Genomic DNA, 12,068 nt, shown 5'->3' with positions numbered 1-12,068 from the left:
GGCATGAGCGAGCAGTTCCTCCCCGCCATCCGCATCACCTACTGCACGCAGTGCCATTGGCTGCTGCGCGCCGGCTGGATGGCTCAGGAACTGCTGTCGACCTTCGGCACCGATCTCGGCGAGGTGACGCTGGTGCCCGGCACCGGCGGGATCTTCACCATCAGCTGCAACGACACGCTAGTCTGGGACCGCAAGCGCGACGGCGGCTTTCCGGACGCGGCCAAACTGAAGCAATTGGTCCGCGACGTCATCGACCCGGATCGCGACCTCGGTCATTCCGATCGGAAGACAAAGGCGTAGAGGTCGCCGGCGCTGCCGTCACTTGCGTCGCCACGCTCCGAAGGCGGCCCCAATCGCAATACCCACGGCGACGCCCATCGGAAGGTCATCCAGAGCGGTGCCGATCGCGGCACCGACACCAACTCCGATTGCCATGCCGAAGGCCATATTTGCGTATTGATCCTTCATCGGTCGCTCCATCCATCGTCGTCAACGCGTGGCGAACCAGAAGGATGCCAGCGCGGCTATGCCGCTGATGGCGCGGACATGGTTCCACATCACCCATTCATTGAGGTAGCGTGGCCACAGGCCTGCGCCATTGCTGCTGGCTGGATCGACGGCGGCGAGCGCATCGTTGAGCGGGACGTTGAAGATCATCGTCACCACCACGATGCCGATGAGATAGAGCAGGCTGCCGGCAATCAGCCAGAGCGAACCCGGCTGGCTCCAGCCAATCACCGCACCGATGGCGACAACGATGCAAACGAGCGCCGTGCCGAACAGCGCTGTCATGAACAGCGGGGTCACAGCTGTGACATTGATCGAATTCATCGCGGCAACGCCGCTTGCGGCTGGCATGCGGGCGAGGCCCGGCATGACGAAGCTGGAGAAAGCAAAGAAGACGCCGCCGACGACGCCCGAGCCGAGTGCGGCAATGAAGATGAGGGTGGGAAGAAGTTTCGCGATCATGTCATTTGCTCCATATGCCCGTTGCGTTTTCCTTCGCGTCAAGACATGAATAATCCTCACATTTGCAAAACGTGATAAACCCTCGTATTTTGTGAGTCAAGCGTTTAATGCATTTGGAGTCAGTCATTGGAAGACACGGCAGCCCCCGTTTCCCCGCAGGAGCAGGTTGCTTCACCGCGCCGGGCGCCGAGCCAGCAACGCAGCCGCGAGCGGGTCGAGCGCATGCTGGCGGCTGCCTCGGCGCTGATCGCCGAGCAAGGCAGCGATGCCATGCGCATGGGTGAGGTGGCGGAACGGGCAGGGGTGTCGATCGGGTCGCTCTACCAGTTCTTTCCGGACAAGCGGGCGATCATCTGGGCGCTGGCCGAGCGCTACACCGCCGAAAGCCAGTCCTGCATTTCGGCAGCACTGGCTGGTGTCAGCGACGCCAAAGGCCTGCAGTCCGCGTTTTCAGAGTTAGTCGACATCTATTACCGGCTGTTCCTGGCCGAACCGGTGATGCGCGACATCTGGTCGGGCACGCAGGCCGACAAGGCGCTGCGCCAACTCGAACTCGCCGACAGCCGCGCCAACGCCGAATTCCTCACCGCGGTGCTGAAACGGCTGCGGCCGGCGGTGGATCCGGCGACACTGGAAACCACGGCGTTTCTGGTCTGGCAGATGGGCGAGGCCGCCATGCGGCTGGCGATCTCCGTCGAGCGCCAGGAGGGCGACAGGCTGGTCGCCGCCTACAAGCGCATGGCGTTAAGGGAATTGCTGGCCGAGTAGGACCGCGCCGCAACAAAAAACCCGCCACAAGGGCGGGTTTTCGATCTGTGAAAGCTCGTTGAGCTTAGATGCCGAAACCTTCGAAACGCTTCTTGAACTTCGACAGGCGGCCGCCGCGGTCGAGCAGGGTCTGCTGGCCGCCGGTCCAGGCCGGGTGGGTGGTCGGGTCGATATCGAGGTTCATCGTATCGCCTTCCTTGCCCCAGGTCGAACGGGTCGTGTATTCGGTGCCATCGGTCATGACGACCTTGATGGTGTGGTAGTCGGGATGAATAGCGCTCTTCATGGCTCGGTTCCTGGCTTGCCGGCGCTGCCGACGGGCATAAGCCTGCGTCGATGCGCCTCTTTTTAAAACTCGAAGCCGCAGCTATTGAGGAGCCACGGCTTCTAAAACGGTCGGCGAGCCTATACATCAGCCGGAATTGAATCACAAGGCCGCGGCAAGCGCATATTGAGGCGCAGACCCCAAGGGCGGCTGGAGGAAACATCGGGATGGCGCAAATCACCAGCGCAGACGAGCGCCGGCGTTCGCTCAAGCCGCTCCGGCGCCTGTTCCCGTACATCACGCACTATCGCACACTGGTCGTCGGCGCCATCATCTCGCTGGTCATCGCGGCGGCAACCACGCTGGCGCTGCCGCTGGCGGTGCGACGCATGATCGATCATGGTTTTTCGTCGTCCAGCACTACCTTCATTGCCGAATATTTCGCCGCCCTGGTGGCGATGGCCGCCCTGCTGGCGGCGGCATCGGCCGGCCGCTACTATTTCGTCATCACGCTGGGCGAGCGCGTCGTCGCCGACATCCGGCGCGATGTCTTTGCCCATGTGACGACGCTGTCGCCTGCCTTCTTCGACACCGCCCAGTCCGGCGAGATCGTGTCGCGGCTTGCCGCCGACACGACGCAGGTCAAGTCGGCGGTCGGAGCCACGGCCTCGGTAGCGCTGCGCAATGTCATCCTTGGTCTTGGCGCGGTGGGAATGATGGTCATCACCAGTCCGAAACTGTCGGGCCTGGTCATTGCCGCCATTCCTGTCATCGTGCTGCCGCTGGTCGCTTTCGGCCGTTCGGTGCGGCGCAAATCACGCCAGGCGCAGGATACGCTGGCCGATGCCACGGCCTATGCCAGCGAGCAAATCGGCGCGGTGCGCACGCTGCAGGCCTTCACCAATGAGAGGCTGGTCACCGGGCATTTCTCGGCCGCGGTGGAAGCTGCTTTCGAGGCCGCACGCTCCTCGATCTTCGCGCGCTCCTTCCTTACCTTCTTCGCCATTTTCACCATCTTCTCGTCCGTCGTGGCGGTGCTGTGGTTCGGCTCGCGCGACGTGCTCGAAGGCTCGATATCGCCGGGTACGCTCGGCCAATTCCTGCTCTATTCGGTGTTCGCCGCCGGTGCACTTGGGGCGTTGTCGGAAGTCTGGGGCGAGCTTGCGCAAGCGGCGGGTGCCGCCGAACGGCTGACCGAGATCCTGGCCGAGAAGCCGGCGATCCAGGCTCCCGCCGATCCGAAGCCGCTGCCGGCCGTCGCCAAGGGCGCGATCGTCTTCGACAATGTCTCCTTCTCCTACCCGGCGAGGCCCGACCGCGCCGCCGTGCACGGCTTGAGCTTTCAGGTCATGCCGGGCGAGACGGTGGCGATCGTCGGGCCGTCAGGGGCCGGCAAGAGCACGGTGTTTTCACTGATCCTGCGCTTCTACGATCCCGAAACAGGCAAGATCCTGATCGACGGTGTCGACGTGCGCGAGGCCGATCCCGTTTCGGTCCGCCAGCGCATCGCGATCGTGCCGCAGGACGTCACCATTTTCGCGGCAAGCGCGCGTGACAATATCGGTTTCGGCCGGCCGGGAGCCAGCAAGGCCGAAATCGAGACGGCGGCGAAGGATGCACTTGCCGATGAATTCATCCTCAAGCTGGAAAAAGGCTATGACAGCCAGGTCGGTGAGCGCGGCGTGACGCTGTCAGGCGGCCAGCGCCAGCGGGTTGCGATCGCCCGCGCCATCCTGCGCGACGCCCCGATCCTGCTGCTCGACGAGGCCACCTCCGCCCTCGACGCCGAAAGCGAGACGCTGGTGCAGACGGCGCTGGAACGGCTGATGCAGGGCCGCACCACGATCGTCATCGCCCACCGCCTGGCAACGGTGCTGAAGGCCGACAGGATCCTGGTCATGGATGGCGGCTCGATCGTCGAGGAAGGCACGCATCAAAGCCTTGTCGCCAAGGGCGGCATCTATGCGCGGCTGGCCAAGCTGCAGTTCGAAACCGGCGCCAGCGCCTTCAGGGGTGCGGCGGAGTAGGCTCAGCTCAGTCCGGTTTCCAGTCCGCGAGTAGGACAACGCTGCCAAACTGTTTGGCTTTAGCAAAATGGCGCTGGTCAGCCGTGACAAAAGTGCCGCCACGTTCGATAGCCATTGCGTGATAGATGCTGTCAAACAGAGTTGGGTGGCCCTTGTCAGCAGTGGCCGACGTTGCAATTTTCTCGGCTGTAGCCAAGTCCTGGATAGTCGGCTCTTCAATTGCCAGCCCCAACTCTCGAAACTGATCGAAAAGCTGGCCGACTACGGCAAGCGGCAATTCGACATGCAAGGCGGCTGATAGTGCCTCATACAACACTATTGACGGAGCGAGATAACCTTGTCCCTGCTCCAACATGCGATCGACCAAATCGCGTGCGGCCTTGCTGTCCTCCTCTTGCTTGAGAAGCTTCACGAACACGGAAGCATCTACGACGATCATTTCTTGGTGCCTTCGAGCACGTCGAAGGGGCGGCCATCCCACTTCATCCGCTGGAGGCGTAGGAAATCGGTGGTACTTTCACCTCGAACGCTGGATTCGCGCGGCAGTTCGTCCAGCATTTTTTTAAGGCGCTTGACCGCAACGGCACGTAGCGCCTGATCTATTGCCTTCTCCACGAAACGCGATCTCTCGCTTTTCGGCACTTCGTCCTCCAGCCGGTTCTTGATTTCAGCGGCGATGGAAAAGGTGGCACGTTCTTTCGGAGTAGAAATTCCCACGATGCGTTCCTTCAATTCCTCATACGGAAATATATGCTCCAAGGGTATGAAACGCAATGCTCCTACGGCGTCAGGCCTTCCCGTACCGGTTCTTCAGGTGATCGGTGAAATAAATGGCGTTGAGCTTTTCGCCGGTGGCGCGTTCGAGCAGATCCGGCGTCGACCAGCGTGATCCCTGCGCCCAGATTTTTTCGCGGCGCCACTCGTTGATCGCCTCGAAATTGCCTTTGGCGAGATCGTCATCGGCGGCAGGATGATCCCGCGTCAGCGCCGCCCATTGCTGCGCCGCCATCATCGCGCCCAGCGTATAGGAGGGGAAATAGCCGAAGGCGGCCCCTGGCCAATGCACGTCCTGCATCGGCCCGTCGGCCGGATTGTCGATGGTGGAAAGACCGAGGTAATCGCGCATCTTGGCGTCCCAGGCTTCGGGCAGGTCGGCGACCTCCAGCCGGCCCGCGACGAGCTCCTGCTCCAGTTCGTAGCGCAGGATGACATGCAGGGGGTAGGTCACCTCGTCGGCATCGACACGGATCAGGCCGCGCTCGACGCGATGCACATGCGGCAGGATATCGTCGAGCGACCAGGCCTCACCGAGATGCTTTTCGATCACCGGCAGCGCCCAGTTCCAGAAGGCCGGGTTGCGGCCGAGCTGTTTTTCGACGAACAGGCTCTGGCTTTCATGCACGGCCATGCCGCGCGCCTTGCCGAGCGGCCAGTGTGACCATGCCTTCGGCAGGTTCTGTTCGTAGAGCGCATGGCCGGTCTCGTGCAGCACGCCCATCAGCGCCGACAGGAAGTCGGACGTCTTGTAGCGGGTGGTGATGCGCACGTCGCTCGGCACGCCGCCGCAGAAAGGATGGTGCGACACCGACAGCGACCCGTGTGTCAGGTCGAAGCCGATCGCCGCCATCATGGCAAGGCCGAGCTCGCGCTGCCGGTCGATCGCATAGGTGCCCGACAGCGGCTTCAGCGGGCGCTTGCGCAGCCGTGCGTCCTGGATAGCCAGCGCCTCCGGCACGAAGCCTTTCAGGAAAGCCTTCAGGTCGGCGAAGACTGGCGTGATGTCGGCGGTGCGGTTGCCGGGGTCGTACTGCTCCATCAGCGCGTCATAGGGGGCGAGGCCGAGCATGTCGGCACGCAGCGCCGCTTCCTCGCGCACCAGCGCCACGACGCCCTCCAGCGCCGGCTGGAAGCCTGCCCAGTCGTTCTTGCCGCGCAGGCCGCGCCACAGCTGCTCGCAACGCATGCGCGCGGTCGTCTGGCGTTCGACGAATTCGACCGGCAGGCAGGTCAGGTTGGTATATTGGCGCCGCAGTTCCGAGACCGCGGTGCGCTGCTCTTCACCCAACGCTTCCTGCTCTGCCGCGGCGATCCAGTCTGCTATCTCCGGCGCCGTTGCCCTGGTGTGATACATGCCGGCCAGTGCCGACATCGCTTCGGCGCGCTTCTCGCCGCCGCCGACGGCCATGTGCGTGGCCTCGTCGGCGCCGAGGATGGCCAGCGCATGCTCGAGCGCTTCGAGCTTGTGGCCGAAATCATCGAGTTTCTGAAAGGACATGGCGGCTTCCGCGATTGGGGACGGCGCGAACAGACACCAACGCAAATGCGTTTGCAACCCTCAGGCACCGCGCAACGGACGCATCTTGCGTGGGGGCGGTCATGCGTGAAATGCTGCCGGCAACAATTGGGGGAAACAACATGATCGGCAACATCCTGGTCGCGCTGGTGGCCTTGATCCATGCCTACATCGTCTATCTGGAGATGGTGCTGTGGGACACGCCGCGTGGGCACAAGGCATTCAATCTGACGCCCGAATTCGCCAGTGCCTCGAAGGTGCTCGCCGCCAATCAGGGGCTCTATAACGGGTTCCTCGCCGCCGGCCTGATCTGGGGGCTTTACCTCGGTGCGGCCGGTTTTCGGGTCAAGCTGTTCTTCCTGTCGTGCGTGGCCATTGCCGGCCTCTATGGCGCGGCAACGGTTGGCCGCAAGATCCTGTTCATCCAGACCGTGCCGGCGGCGATTGCCCTGATCGCGGTGTGGCTCGGCTGGTAAAAAGGACGCCCGCGGGATGGCTCCCGAAGGCGTCAACGGTCCCTTCCTCTTGGACCGTTTCAGCCGTCCTTTTGGACCGTTTAGCCGTTCGGGTAATTGCCGCCGTCGGCGCCGTCGCCTATCAAAAAACCACTGCCGGTATCGACCATCAACCGCTGGTCGATATTGTCGAGACGACGCAACAGGTCATGGTATTGCGCGGCCGGTATCCTGCCATGATAGGACGCGGCGACTTTCTTGGCCGTTTGACCGATGTGGGCCGTGCGCATTTCCAGGCGTTCCGCCACGGCTGGGGTGATGTTGTTGGCCTGTCTCGCGTCCACGATGCCCTGATGCACGCCCTGCACCTGTTGGATGAGCGCCTCGACACGCGGGCCAGTCATGTCGGTCGGATCGGTCGCGTCGAGAGCGCCTTTGTGATGGCCCGCGGCATAGGCGCCGGCAAGCGGAACGGCGATGAGGAACGCCGTGAGTGTCGCAGTTCTAAGCGAGGTCTTGAAAGAGCGCATCACGCGTCTCCTCTTGTAGAGGAAAGCGGCGGTTGTCCGCCCGCCTTCCGGCCTTGGGCCGTCCGGTTCCGTCGCGTCGCGATGAGGGGGGATTCATCGCCGGCGGTTCTCGGCCCGGGCGGCAAGCTAGGACCGCCCTGCGACAATGTGTAATTAAAAAAAGATAATCTTTTCAGGCCTTGCCGGCCTTGATCCGCGCCCTAGAGTTGAGCCGACGAACAAGTTCGCGTGAGGACGGATCAACGTTCGGTGAGCTTCAGTTCAATACGGCGGTTCTTGTTGCGCGCCTCTTCGGTGTCGGCGGGGTCGAGCGGCTGGAACTCACCGAAACCGGCGGCGACGAGCCGGTTGGCAGGCACGCCGTTCTCGATCAGGAATTTCACCACCGAGGTCGAACGGGCCGTCGACAGTTCCCAATTGTCGCGGTAGCGGCCGGCGCCGGAGAGCGGCTTGTTGTCGGTGTGGCCGTCGACGCGCAGCACCCAGTTGATCTCGGGCGGGATTTCCTTCTGCAACTCGATGATGGCGTCGGCGAGCTTCTTCATCTCGACCTTGCCGGCATCGTTGATCACCTCGGAGCCGGTCGGGAACAGCACTTCCGACTGGAAGACGAAGCGGTCGCCGACGATGCGGATGTTCTCGCGGTCGGCGAGGATTTCGCGCAAGCGGCCGAAAAAGTCGGAGCGGTAGCGGTTCAACTCCTGCACGCGCTGTGCCAGTGCGACGTTGAGGCGACGGCCGAGGTCGGCGATCTTGGTGTTTGAATCGCGGTCGCGGATTTCGGAGACGTTGAGCGCATCCTCGAGCGCACCGATCTGCTTGCGCAGTGCCGCGATCTGCTGGTTGAGGATCTCGACCTGGCTCAGTGCCTGCTGGCTGATCTGGCGCTGGCTGTCGAGTTCGCCGCCGAGCGCCGCGGCGCGCTGGTTGGCGGCGTCGCCGGCGCCCGCACCTTGCGCCAGCAATTGCTGGAGCCGGCTCCTTTCCGCTTCCGCCGCCGACAGCGATGCCTGCAGATTGGCCAGCGAGTCATCCTTGTCCTGCGCCGTCGAGCGCTCCAGCGCCAGCAACTGCGTCAGTTCGTTGATCTGGGAGTTGAGGCGCGAGAGTGCCGTATCCTTGCCGGAGATTTCGCGTCCCAGCAGGAACTGCGCCAGCACGAAGACCGTGAGCAGGAACATGATCGCCAGCAACAACGTCGACAGCGCGTCGACGAAGCCCGGCCAGTAGTCGATGCGGCGATCGGTGCGCCGGCCCCTGGCGAGTGCCACTTCAGTGCACTCCGGGCTTCTTCAGGGCATCGGCGATCTTTTCCAGCGTGTTGCGCATCGCCTTCTGCTCGTCGGACTGGGCCTCGACCCAGTCGCGCATGATCTGCTGTTCCGAGCGCATGTTCTTGACCAGGCCGGAAATGCCGTCGGCGAGATTGGCCATGGCGGTGGCGACGCGCGGGTTGGAGCCGCCGCCATTCTCCTGCATGCTGCGCAGCCGTTCCGACAGCACCCGGATCTCGTCGGAGGATTCGGTCTTGGCTGGGTCGGCGACGACGATGTCCGACGACAGGTCGGTCACCGAGGACAGCCAGTTTTCCAGTTCGGTGTAGAAGCGCGTCTGGGCGCGGCCGGCCTGCAGGTCGAGGAAGCCGAGCACCAGCGAGCCGGAGAGGCCGAACAGCGAGGACGAGAAGGCCGTGCCCATGCCGGCCAGCGGCGCGGAAAGCCCCTGCTTCAAGGAATCGAGCACCGCGGCGGCGTCACCGGTGCCGGGATCGAGCGATTCGATGGTCTCGCGGATCGAACCGATGGTGTTCAACAGGCCCCAGAAGGTGCCGAGCAGGCCAAGGAACACCAGCAGGCCGACGAGATAGCGCGAGGTGTCGCGGCTTTCGTCGAGGCGGGTGGCGATGGAATCGAGCATGGTGCGCATCGAACTGGTCGAGAAGGCCATCGCCGAGGAACGGCCGATCATCGCCTTCATCGGCGCCAGCAGCACCGGTTCTGTCGTTTCAGAGCCGGCACGGAAGGAGTTGACCCAGCGCACTTCGCGAAACAGTCGCCCGACCTGGGCGAAGGCCAAAAGGATGCCGACCACCAGCACGCCGACGATCAGGCCATTGAGGCCGGGATTGCTGCCAAAGGCGGTCGAGATCTGTCGGGTCAGAATGGCGGCGATGAAGGCGACGATGACCAGGAAGATCACCATGGTCAGCAAAAAGACCTGCGGGCTCGATAGTTTATGCGGGTCGTAGATCAGGACATCAGAACGTCTGCCCATGCCGAAGGATCTGAGAAAAGCCATCCGTGCCCCGTTTCCGATGCCGCCGCCGATCACGTAAACCGCGACTCTAAACGGAATTGTGACCAAATTGAATGGCGCTTGGCAATATAGCCGCGTCGATAGTGTCAGAGGCGATTGATGACCAGACAGTCGACCATGGCGGCCAGATGCAGACCGGCGCCGGTGACGACGAAACCGTGCCACAGCGCGTTGTGGAAGCGCAGCCCCTTCCAGGCGAAGAAGATGACGCCGCAGGAATAGACGATGCCGCCGGCGACGATCAGCGCTATCGATGTCGTCGGCAGCGTCTGGACAAGCGGCTTGACCAGGATGATGCCGCTCCAGCCGATGGCAAGATAGAAGCCGATCGCCAGCCGGTCGAAACGGCCGGGAAAGAACACCTTGATGGCAATGCCCAGCACTGCCGCGGTCCAGACCAGCACGATCATCCAGCGCGCCAGCGGTGAGCCTTCGAGCTGCGCCAGGAAAGGCGTATAGGTCGCGGCGATCAGCAGATAGATGGCGGCGTGGTCGAAACGCCGCAACACCCATTTCGCCGGCGACGACACCGGCCACAGATTGTAGGTCATCGACACCGAGAGCACGGTGAGCAGCGAAACCACGTAGAAGGCGGCGGCGATGTATTCGCCCGGTCCGACACGAAACGCCGCCAGCGCCAGCAGTGCGGAACCGGCCGATATCGCCAGCACGATGCCGACCGCGTGGACGATACCGTCTGCGATCATCTCGGCACGCGAATAGTGCCAGCGTCCGATGAACGGGATATCGGGGTAGGGTTCGTTGTCTCTCACTAAGCCGGGTTCCTGCACCGCGCCCTCCAATTTGGGCGCATGCCGGGCAGTATTTCAAGCTTTCGTTGCGGTTTTGCGACTGCGGCGCATCAGCGCGGCGTGCCTGTCAGCGGGAGGAGAGCGGCTTCTTCACGACCTTCAGCAAAGCGCGTTGGATGACCTCGTTGCCGGCGACGACCGAGCCGTTGTCGAGCATGTCCTGGCCGCCATCCATGTCGGAGACGAAGCCGCCCGCCTCGCGGATCAAAAGCAGCCCGGCGGCGATGTCCCAGGCCGACAGGCCGGTTTCCCAGAAGCCATCCATGCGGCCGGCGGCGACATAGGCGAGATCGAGCGAGGCGGAGCCGAGGCGGCGGACGCCGGAAACCTCGGCCATGACGTTGCGCAGTTCGACCAGGAAATTGCCGTGGTGGCCGCGGCCGAGATGCGGCATGCCGCAGCCGATCACGGTGTCGACCAGCTTGATGCGGCCAGCGACGCGCAAGCGGCGGTCGTTCATGAAGGCGCCGCCGCCGCGTTCGCAGGTGTAGAGTTCGTCCATCGCCGGATTGTAGATAACGCCGGCGACGATCTGGCCCTGGCGCTCCAGCGCGATCGAAACGGCAAAGAGCGGAATGCCGTGCAGGAAATTGGTGGTGCCGTCGAGCGGGTCCACGATCCAGCGATGCTGGCCGTCGTCGCCTTCGACCACGCCGCGCTCTTCCATCAGGAAGGAATAGCCTGGCCGAGCCTTGGACAGTTCGGCAAAGACGATGTCCTCTGCCTTGCGGTCGGCCTGGCTGACATAGTCGCCGGGGCCTTTCATCGAGACCTGCAGGTTCTGCACTTCGCCGAAGTCGCGCGACAGTGAGCGGCCGGCCTTCATTGCGGCCTGGACCATGACGTTGAGAAGGGCTGAGCGTGCCATAGTGCTTTTTCCCGGTGCTGCGCTTTAAACTCCGCCTCGATGCATGTCGGTGACCCAGAACCGGGGCCACTTTTGGCGACATGCGTCAGTCGGCGCGGCGCACGTAAGTGATTTCGTTGGTGTCGACGATGATGCGCTCGCCGGCGCCGATGAAGGGCGGCACCAGGACGCGGATGCCGTTCTCCAGGATCGCCGGCTTGTAGGACGATGCCGCCGTCTGACCCTTCACCACCGGGTCGGCCTCGGTGATGGTCAGCGTCACATAGTCGGGCAGCGAAATGCCGATCGGCCGCTCTTCGTAGAGCTGGACCGTCACCATCATGCCGTCCTGCAGGAAGGCGGCGCGATCGCCGACGAAGTCCTTGTTCAATTCGAGCTGCTCGTAGCTCTGGGTGTCCATGAACACCAGTGCGTCTTCCTGCGCGTAGAGGAAGGAAAAATCCTTCAGGTCGAGCCGGATTTGTTCGACCGTCTCGGCCGAGCGGAAGCGCTCGTTGAGCTTGGTGCCGTTGATGAGGTTCTTCAGTTCGACCTGATTGTAGGCGCCGCCCTTGCCGGGCTTGACGGTGTTGGTCCTGACCGCCACCCAAAGGCCGCCATCATGCTCGATGACATAGCCGGGACGGATTTCGTTGCCATTGATCTTGGCCATGATGAGATGATCCGGAATGATGCCAACGGCCACGCCGTTGGTATGGGATGTTCGCTGGGAAAGCGATTTCGGGCTCCCAAGACCACAAATCGCCAGAAGAGGCAAGGGAGCGG

Annotated in this window: 16 protein-coding genes; 4 read left to right on the top strand and 12 right to left on the bottom strand. The window is 63.1% G+C overall.

What is annotated here, in order from left to right:
• The first annotated feature begins 3 nt into the window (after positions 1 to 3).
• Positions 4 to 300: a SelT/SelW/SelH family protein gene (locus EOA13_RS24290; RefSeq protein ID WP_127296205.1), complete on the top strand. Its 297-nt coding sequence runs from the start codon at positions 4 to 6 to the stop codon at positions 298 to 300.
• 18 nt (positions 301 to 318) lie between these two features.
• Here the strand turns inward: EOA13_RS24290 and EOA13_RS24285 are convergent, their stop codons facing one another.
• Positions 319 to 468, bottom strand: coding sequence for a hypothetical protein (locus tag EOA13_RS24285; RefSeq protein ID WP_023811827.1), 150 nt, complete (start codon positions 466 to 468; stop codon positions 319 to 321).
• A 21-nt stretch (positions 469 to 489) separates the two neighbouring features.
• Positions 490 to 969: an anthrone oxygenase family protein gene (locus EOA13_RS24280; RefSeq protein ID WP_127296204.1), complete on the bottom strand. Its 480-nt coding sequence runs from the start codon at positions 967 to 969 to the stop codon at positions 490 to 492.
• Positions 970 to 1,095: 126 nt separating this feature from the next.
• Here EOA13_RS24280 and EOA13_RS24275 point away from each other — a divergent pair, with 126 nt between their 5' ends.
• Positions 1,096 to 1,737, top strand: coding sequence for a TetR/AcrR family transcriptional regulator (locus EOA13_RS24275; protein ID WP_127296203.1), 642 nt, complete (start codon positions 1,096 to 1,098; stop codon positions 1,735 to 1,737).
• Positions 1,738 to 1,801: 64 nt separating this feature from the next.
• On the opposite strand, the gene rpmE is transcribed toward EOA13_RS24275, so the two are convergent.
• Positions 1,802 to 2,023, bottom strand: a complete 222-nt coding sequence (gene rpmE, locus EOA13_RS24270) for a 50S ribosomal protein L31 (protein WP_023811830.1) — start codon at positions 2,021 to 2,023, stop codon at positions 1,802 to 1,804.
• A 206-nt stretch (positions 2,024 to 2,229) separates the two neighbouring features.
• Here rpmE and EOA13_RS24265 point away from each other — a divergent pair, with 206 nt between their 5' ends.
• Entirely contained in the window at positions 2,230 to 4,029 is a 1,800-nt protein-coding gene (locus tag EOA13_RS24265) for an ABC transporter transmembrane domain-containing protein (protein WP_127296202.1), read from the top strand.
• Positions 4,030 to 4,036: 7 nt separating this feature from the next.
• Here EOA13_RS24265 and EOA13_RS24260 read toward each other — a convergent pair whose 3' ends face one another.
• From EOA13_RS24260 to EOA13_RS24250, 3 genes are read right to left on the bottom strand one after another with little or no spacing between them, the layout of a single operon-like run.
• Positions 4,037 to 4,468, bottom strand: coding sequence for a type II toxin-antitoxin system VapC family toxin (locus EOA13_RS24260; protein WP_127296201.1), 432 nt, complete (start codon positions 4,466 to 4,468; stop codon positions 4,037 to 4,039).
• Positions 4,465 to 4,761 carry a hypothetical protein gene (locus EOA13_RS24255; protein ID WP_127296200.1) on the bottom strand — a complete coding sequence of 99 codons (297 nt, stop codon included), beginning with the start codon at positions 4,759 to 4,761 and terminating at the stop codon, positions 4,465 to 4,467. Before EOA13_RS24255 ends, EOA13_RS24260 begins: the two co-directional genes overlap by 4 nt.
• 55 nt (positions 4,762 to 4,816) lie before the next feature.
• Positions 4,817 to 6,304 carry a carboxypeptidase M32 gene (locus tag EOA13_RS24250; protein WP_127296199.1) on the bottom strand — a complete coding sequence of 496 codons (1,488 nt, stop codon included), beginning with the start codon at positions 6,302 to 6,304 and terminating at the stop codon, positions 4,817 to 4,819.
• Positions 6,305 to 6,444: 140 nt separating this feature from the next.
• Between EOA13_RS24250 and EOA13_RS24245 the strand changes: the two genes are divergently transcribed.
• Positions 6,445 to 6,798 carry a DUF1304 domain-containing protein gene (locus EOA13_RS24245; RefSeq protein ID WP_127296242.1) on the top strand — a complete coding sequence of 118 codons (354 nt, stop codon included), beginning with the start codon at positions 6,445 to 6,447 and terminating at the stop codon, positions 6,796 to 6,798.
• Positions 6,799 to 6,878: 80 nt separating this feature from the next.
• Here the strand turns inward: EOA13_RS24245 and EOA13_RS24240 are convergent, their stop codons facing one another.
• The 6 genes from EOA13_RS24240 to efp all read right to left on the bottom strand — a co-directional run bounded on the left by EOA13_RS24240 (position 6,879) and on the right by efp (position 11,955).
• Positions 6,879 to 7,307 carry a hypothetical protein gene (locus EOA13_RS24240; protein WP_127296198.1) on the bottom strand — a complete coding sequence of 143 codons (429 nt, stop codon included), beginning with the start codon at positions 7,305 to 7,307 and terminating at the stop codon, positions 6,879 to 6,881.
• Between the two features lie 239 nt (positions 7,308 to 7,546).
• Complete coding sequence (locus tag EOA13_RS24235) at positions 7,547 to 8,578, bottom strand: peptidoglycan -binding protein (RefSeq protein WP_023811834.1); 1,032 nt, start codon at positions 8,576 to 8,578, stop codon at positions 7,547 to 7,549.
• 1 nt (position 8,579) lies between these two features.
• Complete coding sequence (locus EOA13_RS24230; protein WP_013529124.1) at positions 8,580 to 9,605, bottom strand: MotA/TolQ/ExbB proton channel family protein; 1,026 nt, start codon at positions 9,603 to 9,605, stop codon at positions 8,580 to 8,582.
• Between the two features lie 104 nt (positions 9,606 to 9,709).
• The gene (locus EOA13_RS24225; RefSeq protein ID WP_164780293.1) at positions 9,710 to 10,396 is read right to left on the bottom strand and encodes a hemolysin III family protein; all 687 of its coding nucleotides are present in this window, start codon (positions 10,394 to 10,396) and stop codon (positions 9,710 to 9,712) included.
• Positions 10,397 to 10,502: 106 nt separating this feature from the next.
• Complete coding sequence (locus EOA13_RS24220) at positions 10,503 to 11,303, bottom strand: inositol monophosphatase family protein (RefSeq protein ID WP_023811836.1); 801 nt, start codon at positions 11,301 to 11,303, stop codon at positions 10,503 to 10,505.
• An 85-nt stretch (positions 11,304 to 11,388) separates the two neighbouring features.
• Complete coding sequence (gene efp / locus EOA13_RS24215; protein WP_013529127.1) at positions 11,389 to 11,955, bottom strand: elongation factor P; 567 nt, start codon at positions 11,953 to 11,955, stop codon at positions 11,389 to 11,391.
• Between the last annotated feature and the right edge of the window lie 113 nt (positions 11,956 to 12,068).

This window comes from Mesorhizobium sp. M7A.F.Ca.US.011.01.1.1 (assembly GCF_003998295.1).
In the GTDB taxonomy this organism is placed as follows: Bacteria; Pseudomonadota; Alphaproteobacteria; order Rhizobiales; family Rhizobiaceae; genus Mesorhizobium.
The sequence above is the reverse complement of the archived record's forward strand: the minus strand, read 5'-3'. Positions and strand labels throughout refer to the sequence as shown.

Excerpts from the sequence above, each read along its gene's own strand:
- EOA13_RS24290 (WP_127296205.1), top strand. The coding sequence starts at position 4 with ATGAGCGAGCAGTTCCTCCCCGCCATCCGCATCACCTACTGCACGCAG.
- EOA13_RS24285 (WP_023811827.1), bottom strand. The coding sequence starts at position 468 with ATGAAGGATCAATACGCAAATATGGCCTTCGGCATGGCAATCGGAGTT.
- EOA13_RS24280 (WP_127296204.1), bottom strand. The coding sequence starts at position 969 with ATGATCGCGAAACTTCTTCCCACCCTCATCTTCATTGCCGCACTCGGC.
- rpmE (WP_023811830.1), bottom strand. The coding sequence starts at position 2,023 with ATGAAGAGCGCTATTCATCCCGACTACCACACCATCAAGGTCGTCATG.
- EOA13_RS24265 (WP_127296202.1), top strand. The coding sequence starts at position 2,230 with ATGGCGCAAATCACCAGCGCAGACGAGCGCCGGCGTTCGCTCAAGCCG.
- EOA13_RS24260 (WP_127296201.1), bottom strand. The coding sequence starts at position 4,468 with ATGATCGTCGTAGATGCTTCCGTGTTCGTGAAGCTTCTCAAGCAAGAG.
- EOA13_RS24250 (WP_127296199.1), bottom strand. The coding sequence starts at position 6,304 with ATGTCCTTTCAGAAACTCGATGATTTCGGCCACAAGCTCGAAGCGCTC.
- EOA13_RS24245 (WP_127296242.1), top strand. The coding sequence starts at position 6,445 with ATGATCGGCAACATCCTGGTCGCGCTGGTGGCCTTGATCCATGCCTAC.
- EOA13_RS24240 (WP_127296198.1), bottom strand. The coding sequence starts at position 7,307 with ATGCGCTCTTTCAAGACCTCGCTTAGAACTGCGACACTCACGGCGTTC.
- EOA13_RS24230 (WP_013529124.1), bottom strand. The coding sequence starts at position 9,605 with ATGGCTTTTCTCAGATCCTTCGGCATGGGCAGACGTTCTGATGTCCTG.
- EOA13_RS24220 (WP_023811836.1), bottom strand. The coding sequence starts at position 11,303 with ATGGCACGCTCAGCCCTTCTCAACGTCATGGTCCAGGCCGCAATGAAG.
- efp (WP_013529127.1), bottom strand. The coding sequence starts at position 11,955 with ATGGCCAAGATCAATGGCAACGAAATCCGTCCCGGCTATGTCATCGAG.